Genomic DNA, 23,639 nt, shown 5'->3' with positions numbered 1-23,639 from the left:
TGGCCTAACGATGAACCGGTAATCATGGAATTCACGACCGTACTGTTCTACATCTTCGCGCTGCTCCTGGTGGTATCAGGGCTGAAGGTGATCACTTCGCGCAACCCGGTGGCGTCTGCGCTTTTCCTTGTGCTGGCGTTCTTCAACGCCGCCGCGATCTGGATGCTGCTGGAAGCGGAGTTCCTCGCGATCCTGCTGGTGCTGGTCTACGTGGGCGCCGTGATGGTGCTGTTCCTGTTCGTCGTGATGATGCTGGACATCAACATCGACTACCTGCGCCGCGACTTCAAGCGCTTCGTACCGATGGCGACCGTGGTCGGCGCGATCATCGTGATCGAGACCGCGCTGATCCTGTGGCGCGGCTACGGCGACACGCATACGGTGCACGCGATGGCGACGGGCGAGATGGCCAACTGGTCGAACACGCGACTGATCGGCAAGGTGATCTACACCGACTACATCTTCGCGTTTGAAATCGCCGGCCTCGTGCTGCTGGTCGCGATCATTGCCGCGATCGGGCTGACCGAGCGCAAGGGCAAGGACAGCAAGCGCCAGCGCGTGTCGGATCAGGTCAAGGTGCGCCGCAGCGACCGCGTGCGCCTCGTGAAGATGGAAGCGGACAAGCCGGAGCCGGAAACGGCGCAAAGCGAAGCCGGTACGAGCACCAACGGCTAAGCGGAGGAAAGAAAACCATGTTGACTCTTGCTCACTACCTCGTGCTCGGCGCGATCCTGTTTGCGATCGCGATCGTCGGGATCTTCCTGAACCGCCGCAACATCATCATCATCCTGATGGCGATCGAACTGATGCTGCTGGCGGTGAATACCAACTTCGTCGCGTTCTCGCACTACCTCGGCGATGTGCACGGCCAGATCTTCGTGTTCTTCGTGCTGACGGTCGCCGCAGCGGAAGCCGCGATCGGCCTCGCGATTCTGGTGACCCTGTTCCGTAAGCTCGACACGATCAATGTCGAGGATCTCGATCAGCTCAAAGGTTAATTTCAGGCAACGCTGTTATGTCAACGACACTCAATGAAAACCTGCTGCTGGCGATTCCGCTCGCTCCGCTGGCCGGCTCGCTGATTGCGGGGCTGTTCGGGAACGCAGTCGGGCGCAAGGGCGCACACCGGATCACGATCCTCGGCGTGATGATCGCGTTCCTCTTGTCGGCGAAAGTCTTCGTCGACGTGATGGGCGGCGCGAGCTTCAACGCGACCATCTACGAATGGATGCGGGTCGGCTCGCTGAAGCTCGAAGTCGGCTTCCTGGTCGATTCGATGACCGCGATGATGATGGTCGTCGTGACCTTCGTGTCGCTGATGGTGCACATCTACACGATCGGCTACATGTCGGAAGAAGACGGCTACCAGCGCTTCTTCTCGTACATCTCGCTGTTCACGTTCTCGATGCTGATGCTCGTGATGAGCAACAACTTCCTGCAGCTGTTCTTCGGCTGGGAAGCGGTGGGTCTGGTGTCGTACCTGCTGATCGGCTTCTACTTCACGCGTGAGAGCGCGATCTACGCGAACATGAAGGCGTTCCTCGTGAACCGCGTGGGCGACTTCGGCTTCCTGCTCGGCATCGGCCTGCTGCTCGCGTTCGCCGGCTCGATGAACTACGGCGAAGTGTTCGCGAAGCGCGCGGAGCTCGCGAGCCTGCACTTCCCGGGCACCGACTGGGGCCTGCTGACCGTCGCCTGTATCTGCCTGTTCATCGGCGCGATGGGTAAATCGGCACAGTTCCCGCTGCACGTGTGGCTGCCGGACTCGATGGAAGGCCCGACCCCGATCTCGGCGCTGATTCACGCGGCGACGATGGTGACGGCCGGCATCTTCATGGTGTCGCGCATGTCGCCGCTGTTCGAGCTGTCGGACACCGCGCTGTCGTTCGTCACGGTGATCGGCGCGATCACCGCGCTGTTCATGGGCTTCCTCGGCATCATCCAGAACGACATCAAGCGCGTGGTCGCGTATTCGACGCTGTCGCAGCTCGGCTACATGACGGTCGCGCTCGGCGTGTCCGCGTACCCGGTCGCGTTGTTCCACCTGATGACGCACGCGTTCTTCAAGGCGCTGCTGTTCCTCGGCGCGGGCTCGGTGATCATCGGCATGCATCACGACCAGGACATCCGCAACATGGGCGGCCTGCGCAAGTACATGCCGATCACGTGGATCACGTCGCTGATCGGCTCGCTCGCACTGATCGGCACGCCGTTCTTCTCGGGCTTCTACTCGAAGGATTCGATCATCGAGGCCGTGAAGGAATCGCATCTCGCGGGTTCAGGCTTCGCGTACTTCGCAGTGGTCGCGAGCGTGTTCGTGACGGCGCTGTACTCGTTCCGCATGTACTTCCTCGTGTTCCACGGCGAAGAGCGCTTCCGCAACCCGAAGCATCCTGAATCGCCGATGGGCATGGCGGCCGCGCACGGTCACGACGATCACGGCCACGGCCATGGTCACGACGACCACGCGCACGAACCGCACGAGACCCCGTGGGTCGTGTGGCTGCCGCTCGTGCTGCTCGCGATTCCGTCGGTGATCGTCGGTGCGATCGCGATCGGCCCGATGCTGTACGGCAGCTTCTTCGAACATGGCGTGGCATTCGACAAGGTGATCTTCATCGGCGAAAACCACCCGGGCCTCGAAGAGCTGGGCAAGGAATTCCACGGCTGGGCCGCGATGGGCCTGCACTCGCTGACGACGCTGCCGTTGTGGCTCGCGATCGCCGGCGTCGTGGTTGCGTGGTTCCTGTACCTGAAGCGTCCTGAGCTGCCTGCCGTGATCCGCCGCGCGTTCGGCCCGATCTACACGCTGCTCGACAACAAGTACTACATGGACAAGATCAACGAGGTGGTGTTTGCCAAGGGCTCGGTCGCGATCGGCCGCGGCCTGTGGAAAGAGGGCGATGTCGTGGTGATCGACGGCCTCGTCAACGGCAGCGCCCGGTTCATCGGCTGGTTCGCCGGCGTGATCCGCTTCCTCCAATCCGGTTACATCTATCACTACGCGTTCGCCATGATCATCGGCATGCTGGGGCTCTTGACCCTGTTTGTAACGCTCGGCGGCAAATAAGGCGAGGGGACAAGAACAATGCACGCTTTTCCGATTCTCAGTACCGCGATCTGGCTGCCGATCGTTTTCGGCCTCCTCGTGCTCGCGGTGGGTAACGACAAAAATCCGGGGACGGCCCGCTGGCTCGCGCTGATCGGCTCGCTGCTCGGCCTTGCGGTCACGATTCCGCTGATCACGGGCTTCGACTCGAGCACGGCCGCGCTGCAGTTCGTCGAGCAGTCGACGTGGATCGAGCGCTTCAACATCTCGTATCACCTCGGCGTCGACGGCATCTCGATGTGGTTCGTCGTGCTGACCGCGCTGATCACGGTGATCGTCGTGATCGCCGCGTGGGAAGTGATCACCGAGAACGTCGCGCAGTACCTCGCGGCCTTCCTGATCCTGTCCGGGATCATGATCGGCGTGTTCTCGGCGGCCGATGGCCTGCTGTTCTACGTGTTCTTCGAGGCGACCCTGATCCCGATGTACATCATCATCGGCGTGTGGGGCGGCCCGAACCGCGTGTATGCGGCGTTCAAGTTCTTCCTGTACACGCTGGCCGGCTCGCTGCTGATGCTGGTCGCGCTGATCTACCTGTACACGGAAACGCACTCGTTCGACCTCGCGACGTGGCAGAACGCGAAGATCGCGATGACGCCACAGATACTGCTGTTCATCGCATTCTTCCTTGCGTTCGCGGTGAAGGTGCCGATGTGGCCGGTGCACACCTGGCTGCCGGACGCGCACGTGGAAGCGCCGACGGGCGGTTCGGTCGTGCTGGCCGCGATCATGCTGAAGCTCGGCGCGTACGGTTTCCTGCGCTTCTCGTTGCCGATCACGCCTGACGCGAGCCACTTCCTGGCACCCGTCGTGATCACGCTGTCGCTGATCGCGGTGATCTACATCGGCCTCGTCGCGATGGTGCAGGCCGACATGAAGAAGCTGGTCGCGTATTCGTCGATCGCGCACATGGGCTTCGTCACGCTCGGCTTCTTCATCTTCAACCAGCTCGGCGTCGAAGGCGCGATCGTCCAGATGATCTCGCACGGCTTCGTGTCGGGTGCGATGTTCCTCTGCATCGGCGTGCTGTACGACCGCGTGCACTCGCGCCAGATCGCCGACTACGGCGGCGTCGTCAACGTGATGCCGAAGTTCGCGGCATTCGCGATGCTGTTCTCGATGGCCAACTGCGGCCTGCCGGGTACGTCGGGTTTCGTCGGCGAGTTCATGGTGATTCTCGCGGCCGTCCAGTACAACTTCTGGATCGCGTTCGGCGCGGCATTCACGCTGATCCTCGGTGCCGCATACACGCTGTGGATGTACAAGCGCGTGTACTTCGGCGCGGTGGCGAACGATCACGTCGCCAAGCTGAAGGACATCGGCCGTCGCGAATTCCTGATGCTGGCCGTGCTGGCCGCGTTCACGATGCTGATGGGCCTGTATCCGAAGCCCTTTACCGACGTGATGCACGTTTCCGTCGAAAACCTCCTCTCCCACGTCGCGCAGTCCAAGCTGCCGCTGGCCCAGTAATCGCGAGCGGAGGAAATCAAGATCATGCAAAACGCTCCTATGAATGTCCTGTTGCCTGACGCGCTGGTGATGGCCGCCATCGTCGTCGCATGGCTGAACGACACCTTTACCGGTGCTTCCGGCCGCCGGCTGACCTATCTGATCGCGGTCGTATCGTCGGTCGTTGCCGGCGTGTGGTTTGCGGTGCAGGCGCTCGACCCGCAGCAGTACTACTTCTTCTCGAAGATGGTCGTCGTCGACTCGTTCGCGAGCATGATGAAGGCCGTCGTGTCGTTCGGTTTCGCGGTCTCGCTTGTCTATTCGCGCAAGTACCTCGAAGATCGCGACATGTTCCGCGGCGACGTGTTCCTGCTCGGCATGTTCTCGCTGCTCGGCCAGCTGGTCATGGTGTCGGGCAACAACTTCCTGACGCTGTACCTCGGTCTCGAACTGATGTCGCTGTCGCTGTACGCGGTCATCGCGCTGCGCCGCGACGCCCCGCAGTCGAGCGAAGCCGCGATGAAGTACTACGTGCTGGGCGCGCTTGCGTCGGGCTTCGTGCTGTACGGCATCTCGATGCTCTACGGTGCGACCGGCTCGCTCGAGCTGGGCGAGGTGTACAAGGCGGTCGGCGGCAACACCGACGCAGCCGTGCTGATGTTCGGCGTGGTCTTCATCGTCGCCGGTATCGCGTTCAAGCTCGGCGCCGTGCCGTTCCACATGTGGGTGCCGGACGTCTACCAGGGCGCACCGACCGCGATGACGCTGTTCGTCGGCGGCGGCCCGAAGGTTGCCGCGTTCGCGTGGGGCCTGCGGTTCCTGGTGATGGGCCTGCTGCCGCTCGCGCAGAACTGGCAGACCGCGCTCGTGATCCTCGCCGCGCTGTCGCTGATCGTCGGCAACATCACGGGTATCGTCCAGCGCAACATCAAGCGGATGCTGGCCTACTCGGCGATCTCGAACATGGGCTTCGTGCTGCTCGGCCTGCTCGCGGGCATCGTGAAGGGCGACGCGGCGGCACCGGCGAACGCATATAGCTCGGCGATGTTCTACGCGATCGTCTACCTGATCACGACGCTCGGCTCGTTCGGCGTGGTGATGCTGCTCGCGCGCCGCGATTTCGAAGCGGAAACGATCGACGACTTCAAGGGCCTCAACAAGCGCAGCCCGGTGTTCGCGTTCGTGATGATGGTCATGATGTTCTCGCTGGCAGGCATCCCCCCGACCGTCGGTTTCTACGCGAAGCTCGCCGTGCTCGAGGCAACCGTCAACGCGGGCCTTACGTGGCTGGCCGTGCTGGCCGTGATCACGTCGCTGTTCGGCGCGTTCTACTACCTGCGCATCGTGAAGCTGATGTACTTCGATGCACCGCAGGATTCGACGCCGATCTCGGGCGATATCTGCAAGCGCACGATCCTCGTGCTGAACGGCCTCGCGGTCGTCGTGCTCGGCCTGATCCCGAGCCCGCTGCTGACGGCTTGCCTGCAGGCGATTCGTCACACGCTGCCGCTGTAATGTCGGCAGCCGGCTGGTTTATCGTGCTGTTGGCGCTCGTGTGCGCCAACCTGCCGTTCCTGAACCAACGCCTCTTCGCCGTTGTGCCGTTCGGCGCGGCGAAGAAGAGTGCGTGGGTGCGGATCGGCGAGCTGATCGTGCTGTATTTCGTGGTCGGCGCGCTCGGCTTCTGGCTCGAGTCGCGCGCCGGCAACCGCTTCGAACAGGGCTGGCAGTTTTACGCGATCACGTTCAGTCTCTTCATCGTGTTCGCGTTTCCCGGCTTCACGTTCCAGTATCTCGTCAAACGACGCTGACGGCTTCGGCCGTCCGTCGTGCTCAATCTTGGAGCCGCCGATGGCCGAACTACCCAATCACGACGCCGCACTGACCGAAACCTGCCTCGAAAGCGAGGCGATCTTCGACGGCTCGTTCCTCAAGCTCAAGCGCGATACCGTCCGTTTGCCGGACGGCAAGAAGGCCACGCGCGAATACGTCCAGCACCCGGGCGCGGTGATGGTGATCCCGCTGTTCGACGACGGCCGCGTGCTGATGGAAAGCCAGTATCGCTACCCGATCGGCAAGGTGATGGCCGAATTCCCGGCCGGCAAGCTCGATCCGGACGAAGGCGCGCTTGCGTGCGCGGTGCGCGAACTGCGCGAGGAAACGGGTTACACGGCGCGCGAATACGTGTTCCTGAGCCGCATTCACCCGATCATTTCCTATTCGACCGAATTCATCGACCTGTATCTCGCGCGCGGGCTGACGGCCGGCGAGCGCGAGCTCGACGAAGGCGAATTCCTCGAAACCTTCACCGCCACTCAAGCCGACCTGCAGGAATGGGTGCGCACCGGGCAGATCACCGACGTGAAGACGATCATCGGCACGATGTGGCTCGACAAGGTGCTGTCCGGCACCTGGCCGCTCGGGCCGGTCCTGACGCCCTGAGCGCGGCGTCAGCGGCGGGTGGGGCGCCGCGTTACAATCCGATTACGCGGCATTTTCGCGTCGCGCGATCGGGATTTAGCACGATCGTTCACAAAACCGCTTTTTGCGCTACACTCGTCACACGCCCTGATTCAGCATGAAGGTCCTCGATTTACAGTGCCCGCACGGTCATCGGTTCGAAGGCTGGTTCGCTTCCGCCGATGAATTCGAAGCGCAGTTGTCCCGCAAGCTGGTCGAATGTCCGGTGTGCGGGACGACCGAGGTCAACCGTTTGCCGTCGGCGCCGCGCCTGAATCTGTCAGGCGCGACGCAGGCCCAGCCGGCCGATCCGCGTGCGCTGCAGGCGCAGGTGATGCGCGCGCTGCGCGAGGTGCTGGAGAAGACCGAGAACGTGGGCGAACGCTTCGCCGAGGAAGCGCGGCGCATCCATTACAACGAGGCGCCGGCACGCAGCATCCGTGGCGTCACGACGCCGGAAGATGCGCAATCCCTGGCCGAAGAAGGCATCGACGTGATGCCGCTACCGATTCCTGCCGCGCTGAAAGAACCGCTGCAATGACGTACGCAGTGGGTCCTTGCCGGGCCGGAAGGTCGCGGCAAGCCTTGCATGGAGCCTGAGCAGGCGCTGAAGCGCCAACTCTGGTCGACCGCGAAGCATGGGACCAGAGTAAGTGCTAAAGCACTAACTCTGGTCGACCGCGAAGCATGGGACCAGAGTAAGTGCTAAAGCACTAACTCTGGTCGACAGGAGACACTGCGCATGGATCTGGATTATTCCCCCGCCGACGACGCGTTCCGCGTCGACGTCCGCGCCTGGCTCGAGGCCAATCTGCCTCACGCACTGCGCGTCAAAGTACTCGATCACAAACGACTCGATCGCGAGGATTTCGCGAGCTGGCACCGGATTCTCGGTCAGCGCGGCTGGTCCGCGCCTGCGTGGCCGGCCGAATACGGCGGCCCGGGCTGGAACGCGACGCAGCGGCACATCTGGGATGAGGAGTGCGCGCGGATCGGCGCGCCGACCGTGCTGCCGTTCGGCGTGTCAATGGTTGCGCCGGTGCTGATGAAATACGGCAGCGAAGCGCAGAAACGCCATTATCTGCCGCGCATTCTCGACGGCTCCGACTGGTGGTGCCAGGGCTACTCGGAGCCGGGTTCCGGGTCCGACCTCGCGTCGTTGCGCACGCGCGCCGAGCGCCAGGGCGACCACTACGTCGTCAACGGCCAGAAGACCTGGACGACGCTCGGCCAGTACGCGGACATGATGTTCTGCCTCGTGCGCACCGATCCGGCCGCGAAGAAGCAGGAGGGCATCTCGTTCCTGTTGATCGACATGAAGACGCCCGGCATCACGGTGCGGCCGATCATCACGCTCGACGAAGACCACGAGGTCAACGAGGTGTTCTTCGAGGACGTGAAGGTGCCGGTCGAGAATCTCGTCGGCGACGAGAACCGCGGCTGGACCTACGCGAAATACCTGCTTGGCCATGAGCGCACCGGCATCGCGCGTGTCGGCGCGTCGAAGCGCGAACTCGCGTTCCTGAAGCGCGTGGCGTCGAACCAGCGCAAGAACGGCAAGCCGTTGCTCGCCGACCCCGTGTTCGCCGCGAAGGTCGCGGCGCTCGAAGTCGAGCTGATGGCGCTCGAGGTGACGGTGCTGCGCGTCGTCAGCCGCGAGACGAGCGGCAAGGGGCCGGGCCCCGAGGCGTCGATGCTGAAGATCAAGGGTACCGAAGTGCAGCAGGCGCTCACCGAGCTGATGTTCGACGCGATCGGCCCGCTCGCCGCACCGTTCGACGTGCCGTTCCTCAATGGCGAACGCGAGCACAGCATCGCGGGCGACGACGATGCGGCGCCGCTCGCCGCGTACTACTTCAATTACCGGAAGACGTCGATCTACGGCGGTTCGAACGAGATCCAGAAAAACATCATCGCGCAGATGATTCTGGGTCTGTGAACAGGGACGGGAGCGGAGACAACCATGGATTTCAGCTTTACCGATGAGCAGCAGCAGTTCGCCGACGCGCTGCACCGTTATCTCGGCGAGCAATACGGCTTCGATGCGCGCCAGGCGATCGTGCGCAGCGACACGGGCGTGTCGGACACGCAATGGAGCGCGTTCGCCGAACTGGGGCTGACCGCGCTGCCCGTGCCGGACGCGCAGGGCGGATTCGGCGGCAGCCCGGTCGACATGCTGGTTGCGATGCAGGAGCTCGGCCGCGCGCTCGTGATCGAGCCGTACTGGGCAACGGCGGTCGGCGTCGAGGCATTGCGCATCGCCGGCTCCGGCGCAGGCGACGATGCCGCACTGCTGGAGGCGGTTGCGCAGGGGCAGAAGAGGCTGGCGGTCGCATTCCACGAACCGCATGCGCGCTATGACCTGTTCGAGCTCGACACGCACGCACGCGAGCAGGGCGGCACGCATCGGCTGACCGGCACCAAGTCGGTCGTTCAGCATGGTGCGCAGGCGCACGCGTGGATCGTGCCTGCGCGCGTCGACGACGGCGGCATCGGCCTCTTCGTCGTCGAACGCGATGCGGCGAACGCGACGGTGGTCGACTACCGGACCATCGACGGCCAGCGTGCGGCAACGATCGAGTTCAACGAAACGCCGGCCCGACTGCTGACGGGCGGCGCACGCGACGCGGCGGCGCTCGAGCAGATTGCCGATTACGCGACGTTCCTGCTGTGCGCGGAGGCGGTCGGCGCGCTTGACGAACTGAATCGCGCGACGGTCGAATACACGAAAACGCGCGAGCAGTTCGGCGTGCCGATTGCGCGTTTCCAGGCACTGCAGCACCGGATGGTCGAGATGCTGATCCATGCCGAGCAGGCGCGTTCGCTGACCTACCTGGCCGCGGTGCGCTATGCGGGCGGCGATGCCGATGCGCGACGCAAGGCCGTGTCGGCCGCGAAGGCGCGCGTCGGCGCGGCCGCGCGCTTCGTCGGCCAGCAGGCCGTCCAGTTGCACGGCGGGATGGGCGTGACCAACGAGGTTGCCGCCGCACATCTGTTCAAGCGGCTGTCGATCATCGAGACGACGCTCGGCGACACCGATCATCATCTTGCCCGCATCGCGGCGCTGCCCGATTTCGTGCAGGCCGACGCGGCATGACGGCGACGCGCGAGCGCGTCAGACAAGGGGACACACAGTGGGTATCAGTTACGAAGATCTGGTGGTCGGCAGCACCATCGAAGTGGGCAGCTACACGTTCGAGCCCGACGACATCAAGGCGTTCGCGCAGCGCTACGACCCGCAGCCGTTCCACCTCGACGAGGAGGCCGCGAAGGCGTCGCCGTTCGGCGGACTGGTCGCGAGCGGCTGGCACACGTGCTCGGTGTTCATGAGCCTGCTCATCAAGAAGCTCGGGCCGGACTCGACCAGCATGGGCTCGCCCGGCATCGACTCGATCCGCTGGCTGAAGCCGGTGCGCGCCGGCGACACGATCACGATGCACCAGAAGATCCACGACAAGCGCGTCTCGGAGAGCAAGCCCGATCGCGGCATCGTGTCGACGGAGTGGATCGGCATCAACGGTAGCGGCGAGACGGTGATCACCGTGCATAGCAAGGTGATTTTCGGATTGCGCGATCCGCGAGGCACGAACGCATGACCGACGTGACATTGCCGTTGATCGCGTCGGCGCAGGCGTTGCAGGCACGTGTCGGCGCAGAGCCGCTCGCGAGCGGCTGGGTCGCGATCGACCAGCATCGCGTCGACGGCTTCGCCGACGCGACCGGCGATCATCAATGGATTCACGTCGATCCCGAACGCGCGCGGCGCGAGTCGCCGTTCGGCGGGCCGATCGCGCACGGGTTCCTGACGCTGTCGCTGATTCCCGCGTTGATGACCGATGCGATGCGCTTCGAGCAGAAGATGGGCGTGAACTACGGACTGAACCGCGTGCGGTTCCTGAAGCCGGTGCCGGTCGGTGTGCGCGTGCGCGCGCTGTTCGCGGTGAAGGAAACCGCCGAGGTCGCGCGGGGCGGCGTGCAGGCGACATGGTCGGTGTCGATCCAGGCCGAGCGTCCCGACGCCCCGTTGCTTGTTTGCGCGGCGGAATTCATCACGCTGCATTACTTCTGACGGGCGGGGCGGCATGCACGGATGCCGCTCCGCCCGTCATGCACGGGTCAATGCTTCGCGTATTGCGTCGCGCCGAACAGCACCTCGCGTGCCTTGTCGTCCTGCAGCGCCTTGTGCATCGACGCGAGTACTTCGACGCCGCGCTGCACGGCCGGTCGCGCGGCGATTGCCTCGTGCCAGCGCTTCACGTTCGGCAACTCGTCGAGCACGATGCCCTGGTTCTGCCACGAGCGCGTCCACGGGAACGTCGCAATGTCCGCGATCGTGTACGCGTCGCCCGCGAGATATTCGGATTCGCCGAGGCGCTTTTCCATTACGTTGTACAGGCGCTTCGCTTCGTTCGTATAGCGGTTGACCGCGTATTCGATCTTTTCCGGCGCGTACAGCCGGAAATGGTGCGCCTGCCCCAGCATCGGGCCGATACCGCCCATCTGGAACATCAGCCACTCGAGCGTCGCATAGCGGGTGGCCGGATCGGTCGGCAGGAACTTGCCGGTCTTCTCCGCGAGGTAGATCAGGATCGCACCCGATTCGAACAGAGAGATCGGCTTGCCGCCGGGGCCGTCAGGATCGACGATCGCCGGAATCTTGTTGTTCGGGCTGATCTTCAGGAACTCGGGCTTGAACTGGTCGCCTGCGCCGATATCGACCGGAAGTGCACGGTAGGCGAGGCCCGTTTCCTCGAGCATGATGTGTACCTTGTGGCCGTTCGGGGTCGCCCAGCTGTAGACGTCGATCATCGTCAACTCCTTGGTTGCATGCGCGAAAACGGCGCCGGCAGCGCGCCGCGACAGGCGGTCATTAGAGCATGGTTCGGCACGGACTGCTGGCGACGGAAACATGCCCGCCGATGCGTACGCGCAGGCGAACGGGAGATGATCGCCGACGTGCCGACAGTTCCCGGTCGAGCACGGCGGGCGCGCACGGTTCGTGCGGATGGAAGATCCGGTTGTCGAGCCGGTAGTCGCCGTGCACGATCGTCGTCGGCCGACGCGGATCAGCGCTTGTAGCGGGGCTGGCGTTTCTCGAGAAAGGCGGTGATGCCTTCGAGCCCGTCCGCGTGATGCAGCGAGGCGACGAAATGATCGCGCTCGGTACCGAGATGCGGTTCTAGCGGCTGAGTCGTCGCAACGTCGAGGAGCGACTTGATGCGCGTGAGTGCGTTCGGCGAGATGCCGGCGAGTGCGTCGGCCCATGCAAGCGCGTCGTTCAGCGCTGCGCCGGGAACGGCGAGCCGGTTGACCACGCCGAGCGCATGCAGGCGTTCGGCCGCGACCGGCTTGCCTTCGAACAGGATCTCGGCCGCGATCGCACGCGGCAGCGCGCGCGCGAGGAACCACGAGCCGCCGCCGTCGGGCGTCAGGCCCACGCGCGCGTACGACATCACGAACTTCGCATCGTGCGCGGCGACAATCAGGTCGCACGCTAGCGCGAGCGAGAAGCCCGCGCCGGCCGCCGCGCCTTCGACCGCCGCGATCACCGGCTTCGTCGACGCTCGAATCGCCGTCACCCATGCGCCGAGCTGATCGATGCTGTCAGCCTGGCAGGACGGATCCTTCGAGCGGTTGTCGAGCAGCCGGTTCAGGTTGCCGCCTGCGCAGAAGAAGCGGTCGGCACCCGTCAGCACGACCGCGCGAATCCCGGGATCGCGTTCGGCAGTGGCGAGCGCTTCGACGCCGGCCGCGTACATGTCGGGATGCAGCGCGTTGCGCGCACCGGGATTGGATAGCGTGAGGACGAGCGTCGAATCGCTCTCGGGCGGACGCGAGGCCAGCAGTTCAGCACTCATACGAGTGTGTCTCCATCGGATGGCGAGGCTGCGGCGCTGCGCGCGTTGCGCGGACTGGCGGCGCTGCCGCCGCAGCGGATGTAATGTTGTCGTGACGGACGTGAAACTGTTTTAGACTAGCACGAACGTGCTTTTCAGCGCGATGAATCCCGACGCGGCCGGCATTGTTGCGGCCGCGCTCCCGCAAGGAAGGAGACTCCGATGCTACAGCTGTGCGGTATTCCGTTGTCCAACTATTACAACAAGGTGAAGTTCGTCCTGCTCGAGCACGACATTCCGTTCGAGGAGTCGGTGTGCGGTTTGCCGATCAGCGATCCGGCCCAGCTCGCCGATTCGCCGCTCGGCAAGATCCCGTTCCTGAAGACCGAAGAGGGCGCGCTGTTCGAGTCGCAGGTGATCATCGAGTACCTGGCGGCGCGCTATCCCGAGAAAGCCATTTTTCCGTCGGGGCCGTTTGCGGCTGCGAAGGTGCGCGAGCTGGTCGAGACGCTCGAGCTGTATCTCGAATGGATGGCGCGCGAGATCTATACGGAAGCGTTTTTCGGCGGCAAGGTCAGCGACGGGATGAAGGCGCACGTCGAGAAGCGCCTGCCGCGCGCGATCGATGCGTTCAAGCAGATGACGCAGTTTTCGCCGTATGTGCTCGGCGAGTCGTTCAGTCTCGCGGACATCGCGGCATCGATCCATCTGCCGGTCATCGGGATGGCGACGAAGGCCGTGTTCGGACACGACTTCCTGCTCGATGCGGGCATCGACTGGAAGGCTCACGCGAAGAAGGTCGGTGAGCGTGCCGCCGCGCAGCGCGTGGCAGCCGATCGCAAGGCGTATGTCGAGGCGACGAGCGGCGCGCGTTCGTAAGCGCGATTCTCCGGCTTCTCCGGCGGGGCGGCGCGTGGCCGCCCGCGCGGGACTTACAGTCGGGCGAGCCGTTCGAGTGCGGATGCGAGCGTGCTTTCCTGCTTCGCGAAGCAGAAACGCACGACACCCGATTCGTGCGGCTCGTGATAGAACGCCGACACCGGAATGGCAGCCACGCCGATCTCCGACGTGAGCCACTTCGAGAATTCCGCTTCGGGCAGGTCGCTGATCGCCGAGTAATCGACGCACTGGAAGTACGTGCCCGTGCATGGCAGCAGCTTGAAGCGCGTGCGCTCGAGGCCTGTGCGGAAGAAGTCGCGCTTCTCCTGATAGAAGCCGGCGAGTGTCAGGTACGGTGCCGGGTCGCGCAGGTAATCGGCGAGCCCGATCTGCATCGGCGTATTCACCGTGAATACGTTGAACTGGTGGACCTTGCGGAATTCCGCGGTCAGCGCGGCAGGCGCCGCGACATAGCCGACCTTCCAGCCCGTCACGTGATAGGTCTTGCCGAAGCTCGACACGATGAAGCTGCGTGCGGCGAGTTCCGGATAGCGCGCGACGCTCTCGTGGCGCGCGCCGTCGTAGACCATGTGCTCGTAGACCTCGTCCGACAGGATCAGTACGTTGGTGCCGCGTACGATCTCCTCGAGCTTGCGCATGTCCGCCTCGCGCCACACGGTACCCGTCGGGTTATGCGGCGTGTTGATCAGGATCATGCGCGTTTTCGGCGTGATCGCGGCCGCGAGACGGTCGAACGGGATCGCGTAGTCGGGCGCCTCCAGCGTGACGAATACCGGCTTGCCTCCTGCGAGTTCGATCGACGGCAGGTAGCTGTCATAGGTCGGTTCGACGACGATCACTTCGTCGCCCGGATGCACCGCGCACAGGATTGCCGTCAGCAGTGCCTGCGTCGCGCCGGCCGTCACCGTGATCTCGGTGGCCGGATCGTAGCGCCGGCCGTAGACGTGCGCGATCTTGTCGGCGATCGCGTCGCGCAGCGGTGCGACACCGGCCATCGGCGGATACTGGTTGTGCCCGTTGCGCATCGCGGTCGCGACCGCATCGACGATGCGCGGATCGCAATCGAAATCCGGGAAGCCCTGGCCGAGGTTCACGGCGCCTTTTTCGGCGGCAAGCGCGCTCATGACCGTGAAGATCGTCGTGCCGACGTTCGGCAGGCGCGAGGGGAAAACGGGAGTCGTTGGCATGTCTGAAGGAGCGTTCATCGATACGGTCGAAATCGGGTGCCGCCGCGTGCGTCAGGTCGGCGTGGCAGAAGTGGTCGGTGCGGCGTCGAGCGCGCAGGCTTCGGCAAACGGCGCGGGTTGCGCGATCCGGAAACCGAAGTCGCGTGCAGTGCGCTTCGCGAGCTTCAGCAGCGCACGGTCTTTCGACACGAGCCACTCGGCCCGCGCGGCGCGGGCGAGTTCGAGAAACTTCTGGTCGTCGCGGTCCTTGCACTTCGGCAGCGGCGGCGCGTCGGCGTCGACGGGCGGCGGCTCGACGAGGCTCGCGAGGCGGGCGACGGTCGCGAGCGCGGCGGCCTTGTCGATCGCACGCGCCTGGAACTGCGGATAATCGAGCACGTACTCGAGTTCGGTCAGGCAGCGGCCGTCGATCACGGCGGCAAGCGCGCCGCGTTCCAGCGCGGCCCGGATCGGGCGCGTAACGGGGTCGTCGAATACGAGGATATCGATCCAGACGTTCGAGTCGAGCACGACGCGGTGCGCGACGTGCGGGGCGAGGGAGCTGGTCATTCGTTACAATCGGTGGTTTTCGTCTGACCGCAAGGCACGGCGTGCCAGCGAGCCTCTATGATAATCGTTCTCTCTCCCGCCAAATCCCTCGACTACGATACGCCCGCGCACGTCCAGTCTTACACGAAGCCTGCATTTGTCGACGACGCGTCCGAGCTGATCGACGGCCTGCGCAAGCTTTCGCCGCAGGACATCGCAACGCTGATGGATATCTCCGATCCGCTCGCGCGCCTGAACTTCCAGCGCTACGCGGACTGGTCGCCGACCTTTACGCCGGCCAATGCGAAGCAGGCCGTGCTGGCGTTCAACGGCGACGTCTACGAAGGATTCGATGCGAAATCGCTGTCGTCCGCCGATCTCGACTATGCGCAGCAACACGTGCGCGTGCTGTCGGGCCTGTACGGGCTGCTGCGCCCGCTCGACCTGCTGCAGCCGTACCGGCTCGAAATGGGTACGCGCTTCGCGAACGCGCGCGGCAAGGATCTGTACGCGTTCTGGGGCGACCGCATCACGCGGGCGCTGAACGAGCAGCTCGAGACGCGCAGCGGCTCGGCGCGCGTGCTGGTCAACTGCGCGTCGACCGAATACTTCAAGTCGGTCAAGCCGAAACTGCTGGCCGCGCCTGTCATCACGCCGGTGTTCGAGGACTGGAAGGGCGGCCGCTACAAGATCATCAGCTTCCATGCGAAGCGCGCGCGCGGCCTGATGGCGCGTTTTATCGTCGAGAACCGTATTACCGAGCCGAAGGCGCTGAAGGAGTTCGCGACGGAAGGCTATGCGTTCGACGCGGCTGCGTCGAACGATTCGACTTACGTATATCGCCGGCGAGTCGGCGAGTGACCATGCCGGCCGTTCACGAGATGGCCGGCGCATGCATGAGGCCGGGCAAGCGGTACACCGCCCGTTCCGGTCGACAGCTTTGCATGGGACCGGAGCAAGTGCTGAAGCACTAACTCAGGTCGACACTGGAGAAACAGATGACCCTTTCGATCACCAGCAATTTCGACGCAGGCGCAATCGACGTCGTGTCGTGCGACAGCCCCGCTGCGATTCGGCTGCGCGTGCGCGGCGACAGCCGCTCGGAATTCGCGCAATGGTTTTACTACCGCTTGACGGGCGCGCGCGGCGAGCGGTGCGTGATGACGTTCGAGAATGCCGCCGAATGCGCGTATCCGTCCGGCTGGCGCAACTACTGCGCGGTGGCGAGCTACGACCGGGTCGACTGGTTCCGCGTGCCGACGACGTTCGACGGCAAGACGATGACCATCGACCATACGCCGGAGTTCGACAGCATCTACTACGCGTATTTCGAACCGTACTCGGAAGAGCGTCACGCGGCATTTCTCGGCGCCGTCCAGCAGTTGCCGCAGGCGAGCGTCGTCGAGCTCGGCCGCACGGTCGAAGGCCGCCCGATGTCGCTGCTGACGCTCGGCACGCCGGAAACCGACGGCGCGCCGAAGAAGAAAGTGTGGATCATCGCGCGTCAGCATCCGGGCGAGACGATGGCCGAGTGGTTTGTCGAAGGCCTCGTCAAGCGGCTGGCCGGATGGGGCGATTGGGCCGGCGATCCGGTCGCGCGCAAGCTCTACGATTGCGCGACGTTCTACGTCGTCCCGAACATGAATCCGGACGGCAGCGTGCATGGCAACCTGCGCACCAATGCGGCAGGTGCGAACCTGAACCGCGAATGGATGATGCCCGATGCCGAGCGCAGCCCCGAGGTGCTGGCCGTGCGCGACGCGATCCACGCGATCGGCTGCGACATGTTCTTCGACATTCACGGCGACGAGGATCTGCCGTACGTGTTCGTCGCCGGTTCGGAGATGCTGCCGAGCTTTACCGAGCAGCAGGGCAAGGAGCAGGCCGCGTTCATCGACGCGTTCAAGGTCGCGAGCCCCGACTTTCAGACCGAGCATGGTTATGCGGCGAGCAAGTACAAGGAGGACGCGCTCAAGCTCGCGTCGAAGTACATCGGCCATCAGTTCGGCTGCCTGTCGCTGACGCTCGAGATGCCGTTCAAGGACAACGCGAACCTGCCCGACGAGCGTGTCGGCTGGAACGGTGAGCGCAGCGCGGCGCTTGGCGCCGCGATGCTGGCCGCGATCCTGGTACACGTCGACACGTTCGCGTAAGCGTATCGTCGTCGCATCAAAAAAGCCGGGGCATCCTGAGATGCCCCGGCTTTTTTGCTTCTGTCGTTGCCGCTCCGTCGTATCAGGACTTCTTCGCGGTTTTCTTCTTCACGGCTTTCTTTTGGCCGCCTGATTTCTTCGTTGCGACGGCCTTCTTGCCGGTGCGGCCCGATGCCTTCGCCTTTGCATTACCCCGGTGCGATTTGCCCTTGAACTTCTTCGTCGAGGACGTGGAGCGCTCGACGCGCGGCTTCAGCGGCGGAACGGGGTCGTTCCAGCTGAACGCGAGCATTTGCTGGCCGACGTAGCCGCAACGGAATTTCAACGGCGTCGGGTCGCTGCCGTCGCTGTGGACGCCGAGTCCGTCGACCGTGACCATGTTGTCGACCTTCACGCGCTGCTTGCCCTGGTCGAACGAGTCGTTCCACGGCGTGATCGTCGCGTTGCCGCTGTCGAATGCGTTCGGCGCGAAGTCGACGCGGTCGAAGGCCGACGACGTGCTGGCGATGAAGCTGCCGTGCGCCGCACAATCGGCCGCGAGCGGATCGGCATGCATTTCGTTGACGAATTTGTTGATCAGTTCGGAGCGCTGATCGAGCAGGTCGGCGAATACCGGTGTCGGAAGCGCAAGCGACAGGCCCGCGACACAGGCTGCCAGCTTGCCGAGCGCCCGGAGAATCCGGAGCGAGGCAGGTGAGCTGTCCATCTGGTTATTGGTGAGGAGCGAAGGAGACATCGGGCACGTATAGATGCCCGATGGAGAACAGGAGTTCAATCTTAGCGTAAAAAAGTTGTGCGGCAGTAGATGGCCTATTCTCCCGCGCTGCGGAAAATGTCGCCGGCACGTGCTGACGGTGCCCCGATCCGAAGGAGTTTCAGGCGCGCGGGCCGCCGAGGCGATAGCGCCGGACGTCGAAGGTCGTGACCCACGCAGGGCGATAGACGGCGATGAGCGCAGTCGCCATGCCGGTGAACCACGCTTCGCCGAGCGCGAGCAGTGCGGTGTTCAACAGATAACCGGCAGGAATCACGACAGGCACGCCGTCCGCGAGGGCGAGCTGGACGCCCGCTGCTGCGGCGGCGACCGCGATGATCGCGATGGCCGGCGACAGGAATCCCTGGCCGGTGATGAACGACGCGAGGTTGTGCGGCAGCCATGCGAGCGCGGCGCGCTGCAGCAACGCCGACACGGCGACAGGCAGCGCGCCGTAGATCAGATAGGTCAGGCCAATGCCCTGCCACGGCGCGTCGAAGATGATCGCAGCCACCGCCGTGACGGCGCCCATTGCAATCAGCGCGAGCGTCCAGTCGAACAGCGTGACGAGTAGCGTTGCGCCCAGCAGATGCATGACGATGCCATCATCGAACCACGCATTCGAGGCCCAGAGGACCGCGATTGCGGTGACGAGCGCAAGCCACACGTGCTGGAGCGTGGCGTCCTGAAGGCGCACGAAGGGGCGATTCCAGATCGCGAGCGCGAGCAGGGCCACGGCGGCGATCCAGCCACCGATGCCAACCCAGAGCGGAAGCGGTGTGAAAAGAAAACCCATGCGTTCATATTACTCGTTGAGCATCAAAGGTGGGAATCCGCACATGTCGACCGTCGCAATATCGAGACTGTCTGCTAGCGCTCGCGCCGGAACCGTGCCCGCGGCTCGGCGGCGAGCGGCAGGTCCTGCGTGCCGGCATGCGCGGCTGGCAACGGGTACCGATGATCGTTCCGTGGCGTGCGTAGTGGAACGGTGCCGCGTTCGCCGATGGCCGGCTTGCGGGTGCGGTTGCGATTCGCCAGCAGCACTTCGAGGTGCGGCGACAGCCAGCCGTTGTAGATCGCGACCGCGGCGGCGCGGTTGACGGCGCCAAGTTGCTGGAAGATGCTGGCAAGGTGGATTTTCACGGTGCCTTCGCTGATACCGAGCGTGCGGGCAATCATCTTGTTCGTGCTGCCCATGTGGACGAAGCGCATGATCTGCGCTTGCCTGGGCGACAACAGGCCGCTCGGCGCGCGGCGGGGCAGCGATCCGGCGAGCGTCTGGAAATGGGCCTCGTGGCGCGCTCCGGCGGCGGAGGGCAGCAGGCGGAGGGCGATCGGCGGGATGTAGTGCCCGCCCAGCAGCACCATCTCGAGCGCACGCACGATCAGGTGCGGCCGCGTGGAATGCGGGATCACGCCTGCTACGCCATAGTTGAAGAAGCGCTGGATGGCCTCCGGCGAGGCTTCGTCGATCATTACGGCCGCGGGCGTCGGCGAGCAGGCGCTGCAGAGTGCCTGCAGTTCGCTTAGCCGGCCGACGTCCAGCCAGTCGATCGCGACGAGGTCGAAACGCTGGGTGCGCAGCAGCCGGCGCGCCTGGAAGCTGTCGGGTGCATCGTTGATGCTGGCGTGGCGGTCGATCTGTCGCAACAGGGCCTTCAGTCCGTCACGCCGTTCGGCGTCTGAGTAAAGCACCAGGAACCGCATATTCAACCTCCGTAAGGGTGGGTCATTGATCTGCTGTCGGGCATGCGTTGGCCCCGATAATGACAAAGACCTTACACGATGTCTGCTTGGCTGAAAGGCTTAGGAAAAGTCTGAAATTTTGGGCGACGGAATATAGGACAAGAAAAAAGCCGCTCCGGCGGGAACCGGGAGCGGCTTCGGGAGGGCAGGCCGTTCGGGCCTGCTGCGAGAGATTAGTGGAAGTGCGGCTGGGCGGGCGAGGCGTCTTCCGGCATTTCCGCATGGACGATTTCGCCGAGCGGATCTGCGTAAAGCGGCACGCCGCAGTCGTCGCAGTATTCGGGTTCGAAGCGGCCCGCGTGCCGTCGGACGTCGGTTACACCGCATTCCTTCAACAGGCTCACGATTTCCTCGAGCGGCCCTTCGATCGGCGCCTCGCCTTCGAGCGTCGCGCTGTCGATCGACACGTCGCCGTTTTCACGGCCGTAGAGCGGCCACACGACGCCGTAGATTACGTCGTTGCTCGCACGCCGAGTGAAGCCGACACGATATTCGTCGATACGGCGTTCGCCGAAGCCGGCGACCACTGCGCGCAGCTCCTGCGGCGCCGTACCAAGTGTGTCGAAAAGATAACGAATGGCGGTTCGCACCGTGTGTGGACGAATGCGTTCGTCCGCGTCGCGGCAGGCCGAGTAGTACGCGTCCGGAAGTAGGCACTCGAACTCGCATCCGGGCAGTGCGATCGACAGATTCGGGCCGCCTTGGGCCGTCCATTGTTCGAGGCACTGACCGCGCTCGATCCGGCTACCGCCTTCTTCTTCCTGCCAGCGGAACAGCGGCGCCCCGGCGGGCGCGGCGACGACGGCGAGCAGGAAGCGCGGGTCGGCCAGGATCGGCGAGGTCTCGGGCAGGTCGCCGAAGCTGAGCTTGGGTGTGTGCTGGCCGATCGCCGCATGCGCGAGCTGCTGGGCAAGACGGTAGGTCTCGACGTGATGCCGCGGCAACTGGTCGATGCTGTAGAGGAACGGGGCAAGCCCGACGAGCGTGCCGTTCGCAAGGACATGAGCCTGCAGGTGCGTTCGCAGCGCGTCGGCCACGTCGCCCTTGAGCGGGCCCGATGGAATCATGTAGCGCGTCCATGCGAGAACCGGGACGGCGACCAGCAGCGCATCGTACGGCTGGCCGTCGTGCTCGATCACCATCGACTCGCTGTGGGTCTCGGCCATGTCGGCGAGTGCGCCGTAGGCGTCGGGATGATTCTGCTGCAGATGGTCGAGGGCTGCGTCGAGCGTGGTCTGGTTGCCGTTGCGGACTATCTTGGCGAGCAGCGCGTCGAGCTTCGCTTCCCAGAAGCGATCCTCGATGCGGCTGCCCGAGGCGAAGAGCGCAAGCGACAGACCGACCAGTTTGTCGGCATCGGGGGGGAGGCGTTTGGCGATTCGCTGGCGCATATTAAAGACGTATATAGAAAGAGGCGAAGAACCTCACATTCTAGTCCGTTCTTTGCACCATAAGCGGTCTTGTGCCCTGGCATGGCCGGACGGCCGAATTGCGGCTTTTGTAAAAAAGTTGCATCGAACCCCTTGCGCGATCGACGCGAGGTGCATAGAATCACGCCTCTTTCGCGCTAACGGAAACGCGGCGCGGGAGAGGGGAAGCGAAGTCGGTGGTGTGCAGCGGGTTGGGCGCACGGCTGGCGCAGGAAGATGAACCCCGCAGTCGCAACGAAGCAGTTAAAAAGTTGTTGACGAGCTGCGAAACACGGTTCATAATCTCGTTTCTCTGCTGCTGAAAACGCAGCGCTGCTGAGAAACACGAGGTTTCTCGCAGAATGCTCTTTAAAAATTAACAGCCGATAAGTGTGGGCGCTTGATGGAAGCGAGCTGATCTTCGGGTCAGATAGCGAAAGTATCAAGAGTCTCACACTAAAGTAAGTCAGGTTTATGAAGTGATTCATATTCCTGTCAGCTTTGAGTGAGCGACCGGTTCGAAAGAACCGAAAACAGTAACAGGTTTAAACTGAAGAGTTTGATCCTGGCTCAGATTGAACGCTGGCGGCATGCCTTACACATGCAAGTCGAACGGCAGCACGGGTGCTTGCACCTGGTGGCGAGTGGCGAACGGGTGAGTAATACATCGGAACATGTCCTGTAGTGGGGGATAGCCCGGCGAAAGCCGGATTAATACCGCATACGATCTACGGATGAAAGCGGGGGACCTTCGGGCCTCGCGCTATAGGGTTGGCCGATGGCTGATTAGCTAGTTGGTGGGGTAAAGGCCTACCAAGGCGACGATCAGTAGCTGGTCTGAGAGGACGACCAGCCACACTGGGACTGAGACACGGCCCAGACTCCTACGGGAGGCAGCAGTGGGGAATTTTGGACAATGGGCGAAAGCCTGATCCAGCAATGCCGCGTGTGTGAAGAAGGCCTTCGGGTTGTAAAGCACTTTTGTCCGGAAAGAAATCCTTGGTTCTAATATAGCCGGGGGATGACGGTACCGGAAGAATAAGCACCGGCTAACTACGTGCCAGCAGCCGCGGTAATACGTAGGGTGCGAGCGTTAATCGGAATTACTGGGCGTAAAGCGTGCGCAGGCGGTTTGCTAAGACCGATGTGAAATCCCCGGGCTCAACCTGGGAACTGCATTGGTGACTGGCAGGCTAGAGTATGGCAGAGGGGGGTAGAATTCCACGTGTAGCAGTGAAATGCGTAGAGATGTGGAGGAATACCGATGGCGAAGGCAGCCCCCTGGGCCAATACTGACGCTCATGCACGAAAGCGTGGGGAGCAAACAGGATTAGATACCCTGGTAGTCCACGCCCTAAACGATGTCAACTAGTTGTTGGGGATTCATTTCCTTAGTAACGTAGCTAACGCGTGAAGTTGACCGCCTGGGGAGTACGGTCGCAAGATTAAAACTCAAAGGAATTGACGGGGACCCGCACAAGCGGTGGATGATGTGGATTAATTCGATGCAACGCGAAAAACCTTACCTACCCTTGACATGGTCGGAATCCTGCTGAGAGGTGGGAGTGCTCGAAAGAGAACCGGCGCACAGGTGCTGCATGGCTGTCGTCAGCTCGTGTCGTGAGATGTTGGGTTAAGTCCCGCAACGAGCGCAACCCTTGTCCTTAGTTGCTACGCAAGAGCACTCTAAGGAGACTGCCGGTGACAAACCGGAGGAAGGTGGGGATGACGTCAAGTCCTCATGGCCCTTATGGGTAGGGCTTCACACGTCATACAATGGTCGGAACAGAGGGTTGCCAACCCGCGAGGGGGAGCTAATCCCAGAAAACCGATCGTAGTCCGGATTGCACTCTGCAACTCGAGTGCATGAAGCTGGAATCGCTAGTAATCGCGGATCAGCATGCCGCGGTGAATACGTTCCCGGGTCTTGTACACACCGCCCGTCACACCATGGGAGTGGGTTTTACCAGAAGTGGCTAGTCTAACCGCAAGGAGGACGGTCACCACGGTAGGATTCATGACTGGGGTGAAGTCGTAACAAGGTAGCCGTATCGGAAGGTGCGGCTGGATCACCTCCTTTCCAGAGCTATCTCGCGAAGTTGAGCGC

Annotated in this window: 23 protein-coding genes and 1 rRNA gene; 16 read left to right on the top strand and 8 right to left on the bottom strand. The window is 63.4% G+C overall.

The features are described 5' to 3' along the window. Nucleotides 1-24 precede the first annotated feature (24 nt). From FPJ27_RS30650 to FPJ27_RS30595, 12 genes are all read left to right on the top strand, one after another. Nucleotides 25-675 (top strand): NADH-quinone oxidoreductase subunit J, encoded by a 651-nt coding sequence (locus FPJ27_RS30650; RefSeq protein WP_072440693.1) that lies wholly within the window; start codon nucleotides 25-27, stop codon nucleotides 673-675. A gap of 17 nt (nucleotides 676-692) precedes the next feature. After that, nucleotides 693-998, top strand: a complete 306-nt coding sequence (gene nuoK / locus FPJ27_RS30645) for an NADH-quinone oxidoreductase subunit NuoK (RefSeq protein ID WP_004185739.1) — start codon at nucleotides 693-695, stop codon at nucleotides 996-998. 17 nt (nucleotides 999-1,015) lie between these two features. Then, complete coding sequence (nuoL, locus tag FPJ27_RS30640) at nucleotides 1,016-3,070, top strand: NADH-quinone oxidoreductase subunit L (protein WP_072440691.1); 2,055 nt, start codon at nucleotides 1,016-1,018, stop codon at nucleotides 3,068-3,070. Nucleotides 3,071-3,088: 18 nt separating this feature from the next. Further along, a complete protein-coding gene (locus tag FPJ27_RS30635) occupies nucleotides 3,089-4,579 on the top strand; it encodes an NADH-quinone oxidoreductase subunit M (RefSeq protein WP_204423930.1) in 1,491 nt (496 codons plus the stop codon). Nucleotides 4,580-4,618: 39 nt separating this feature from the next. Continuing rightward, entirely contained in the window at nucleotides 4,619-6,073 is a 1,455-nt protein-coding gene (nuoN, locus tag FPJ27_RS30630) for an NADH-quinone oxidoreductase subunit NuoN (protein ID WP_072440687.1), read from the top strand. Next, nucleotides 6,073-6,369: a DUF2818 family protein gene (locus FPJ27_RS30625; protein WP_034184896.1), complete on the top strand. Its 297-nt coding sequence runs from the start codon at nucleotides 6,073-6,075 to the stop codon at nucleotides 6,367-6,369. Before nuoN ends, FPJ27_RS30625 begins: the two co-directional genes overlap by 1 nt. 40 nt (nucleotides 6,370-6,409) lie before the next feature. Then, nucleotides 6,410-7,000 (top strand): NUDIX hydrolase, encoded by a 591-nt coding sequence (locus FPJ27_RS30620; RefSeq protein ID WP_204423926.1) that lies wholly within the window; start codon nucleotides 6,410-6,412, stop codon nucleotides 6,998-7,000. Between the two features lie 136 nt (nucleotides 7,001-7,136). Beyond that, nucleotides 7,137-7,559: a DUF1178 family protein gene (locus tag FPJ27_RS30615; protein WP_043188814.1), complete on the top strand. Its 423-nt coding sequence runs from the start codon at nucleotides 7,137-7,139 to the stop codon at nucleotides 7,557-7,559. Between the two features lie 201 nt (nucleotides 7,560-7,760). Next, nucleotides 7,761-8,957 carry an acyl-CoA dehydrogenase family protein gene (locus FPJ27_RS30610; protein ID WP_204423924.1) on the top strand — a complete coding sequence of 399 codons (1,197 nt, stop codon included), beginning with the start codon at nucleotides 7,761-7,763 and terminating at the stop codon, nucleotides 8,955-8,957. A 24-nt stretch (nucleotides 8,958-8,981) separates the two neighbouring features. Further along, the gene (locus FPJ27_RS30605; protein WP_204423922.1) at nucleotides 8,982-10,115 is read left to right on the top strand and encodes an acyl-CoA dehydrogenase family protein; all 1,134 of its coding nucleotides are present in this window, start codon (nucleotides 8,982-8,984) and stop codon (nucleotides 10,113-10,115) included. A gap of 37 nt (nucleotides 10,116-10,152) precedes the next feature. After that, complete coding sequence (locus FPJ27_RS30600) at nucleotides 10,153-10,614, top strand: MaoC family dehydratase (RefSeq protein ID WP_034184920.1); 462 nt, start codon at nucleotides 10,153-10,155, stop codon at nucleotides 10,612-10,614. Next, entirely contained in the window at nucleotides 10,611-11,087 is a 477-nt protein-coding gene (locus tag FPJ27_RS30595; protein WP_072440683.1) for a MaoC family dehydratase, read from the top strand. Before FPJ27_RS30600 ends, FPJ27_RS30595 begins: the two co-directional genes overlap by 4 nt. A gap of 47 nt (nucleotides 11,088-11,134) precedes the next feature. Here FPJ27_RS30595 and FPJ27_RS30590 read toward each other — a convergent pair whose 3' ends face one another. Together FPJ27_RS30590 and FPJ27_RS30585 are read right to left on the bottom strand one after the other, a co-directional pair. Continuing rightward, on the bottom strand, nucleotides 11,135-11,827 hold the full coding sequence (locus FPJ27_RS30590) for a glutathione binding-like protein (RefSeq protein WP_204423919.1): 693 nt from the start codon (nucleotides 11,825-11,827) through the stop codon (nucleotides 11,135-11,137). A gap of 257 nt (nucleotides 11,828-12,084) precedes the next feature. Then, nucleotides 12,085-12,876 (bottom strand): enoyl-CoA hydratase, encoded by a 792-nt coding sequence (locus FPJ27_RS30585; RefSeq protein ID WP_204423917.1) that lies wholly within the window; start codon nucleotides 12,874-12,876, stop codon nucleotides 12,085-12,087. Nucleotides 12,877-13,077: 201 nt separating this feature from the next. Here FPJ27_RS30585 and FPJ27_RS30580 point away from each other — a divergent pair, with 201 nt between their 5' ends. After that, the gene (locus tag FPJ27_RS30580) at nucleotides 13,078-13,734 is read left to right on the top strand and encodes a glutathione S-transferase (protein ID WP_204423914.1); all 657 of its coding nucleotides are present in this window, start codon (nucleotides 13,078-13,080) and stop codon (nucleotides 13,732-13,734) included. 53 nt (nucleotides 13,735-13,787) lie between these two features. Here the strand turns inward: FPJ27_RS30580 and FPJ27_RS30575 are convergent, their stop codons facing one another. Together FPJ27_RS30575 and FPJ27_RS30570 are read right to left on the bottom strand one after the other, a co-directional pair. After that, complete coding sequence (locus FPJ27_RS30575; RefSeq protein WP_204423912.1) at nucleotides 13,788-14,960, bottom strand: pyridoxal phosphate-dependent aminotransferase; 1,173 nt, start codon at nucleotides 14,958-14,960, stop codon at nucleotides 13,788-13,790. Nucleotides 14,961-14,993: 33 nt separating this feature from the next. After that, nucleotides 14,994-15,491 (bottom strand): putative toxin-antitoxin system toxin component, PIN family, encoded by a 498-nt coding sequence (locus FPJ27_RS30570; protein WP_204423910.1) that lies wholly within the window; start codon nucleotides 15,489-15,491, stop codon nucleotides 14,994-14,996. Between the two features lie 57 nt (nucleotides 15,492-15,548). On the opposite strand from FPJ27_RS30570, the gene yaaA reads away from it, so the two are divergent. Further along, the gene (gene yaaA / locus FPJ27_RS30565) at nucleotides 15,549-16,331 is read left to right on the top strand and encodes a peroxide stress protein YaaA (RefSeq protein WP_072440678.1); all 783 of its coding nucleotides are present in this window, start codon (nucleotides 15,549-15,551) and stop codon (nucleotides 16,329-16,331) included. 137 nt (nucleotides 16,332-16,468) lie between these two features. Next, a complete protein-coding gene (locus FPJ27_RS30560) occupies nucleotides 16,469-17,623 on the top strand; it encodes a M14-type cytosolic carboxypeptidase (RefSeq protein WP_204423907.1) in 1,155 nt (384 codons plus the stop codon). A gap of 82 nt (nucleotides 17,624-17,705) precedes the next feature. On the opposite strand, the gene FPJ27_RS30555 is transcribed toward FPJ27_RS30560, so the two are convergent. The 4 genes from FPJ27_RS30555 to FPJ27_RS30540 form a co-directional block, all read right to left on the bottom strand. After that, nucleotides 17,706-18,359: a hypothetical protein gene (locus tag FPJ27_RS30555; RefSeq protein ID WP_175962907.1), complete on the bottom strand. Its 654-nt coding sequence runs from the start codon at nucleotides 18,357-18,359 to the stop codon at nucleotides 17,706-17,708. Between the two features lie 139 nt (nucleotides 18,360-18,498). Then, nucleotides 18,499-19,173, bottom strand: coding sequence for an energy-coupling factor ABC transporter permease (locus tag FPJ27_RS30550; protein WP_204423905.1), 675 nt, complete (start codon nucleotides 19,171-19,173; stop codon nucleotides 18,499-18,501). A gap of 74 nt (nucleotides 19,174-19,247) precedes the next feature. Beyond that, complete coding sequence (locus tag FPJ27_RS30545) at nucleotides 19,248-20,084, bottom strand: response regulator transcription factor (protein WP_072440674.1); 837 nt, start codon at nucleotides 20,082-20,084, stop codon at nucleotides 19,248-19,250. Between the two features lie 212 nt (nucleotides 20,085-20,296). Further along, nucleotides 20,297-21,514 (bottom strand): DUF2863 family protein, encoded by a 1,218-nt coding sequence (locus FPJ27_RS30540; RefSeq protein WP_072440672.1) that lies wholly within the window; start codon nucleotides 21,512-21,514, stop codon nucleotides 20,297-20,299. 565 nt (nucleotides 21,515-22,079) lie between these two features. Between FPJ27_RS30540 and FPJ27_RS30535 the strand changes: the two genes are divergently transcribed. Further along, nucleotides 22,080-23,612 (top strand): 16S ribosomal RNA (locus tag FPJ27_RS30535). Nucleotides 23,613-23,639: the final 27 nt, after the last annotated feature.

The organism is Burkholderia sp. MS455, assembly GCF_016899445.1.
GTDB classification, from domain to species: domain Bacteria; phylum Pseudomonadota; class Gammaproteobacteria; order Burkholderiales; family Burkholderiaceae; genus Burkholderia; species Burkholderia pyrrocinia_C.
The sequence above is the reverse complement of the archived record's forward strand: the minus strand, read 5'-3'. Positions and strand labels throughout refer to the sequence as shown.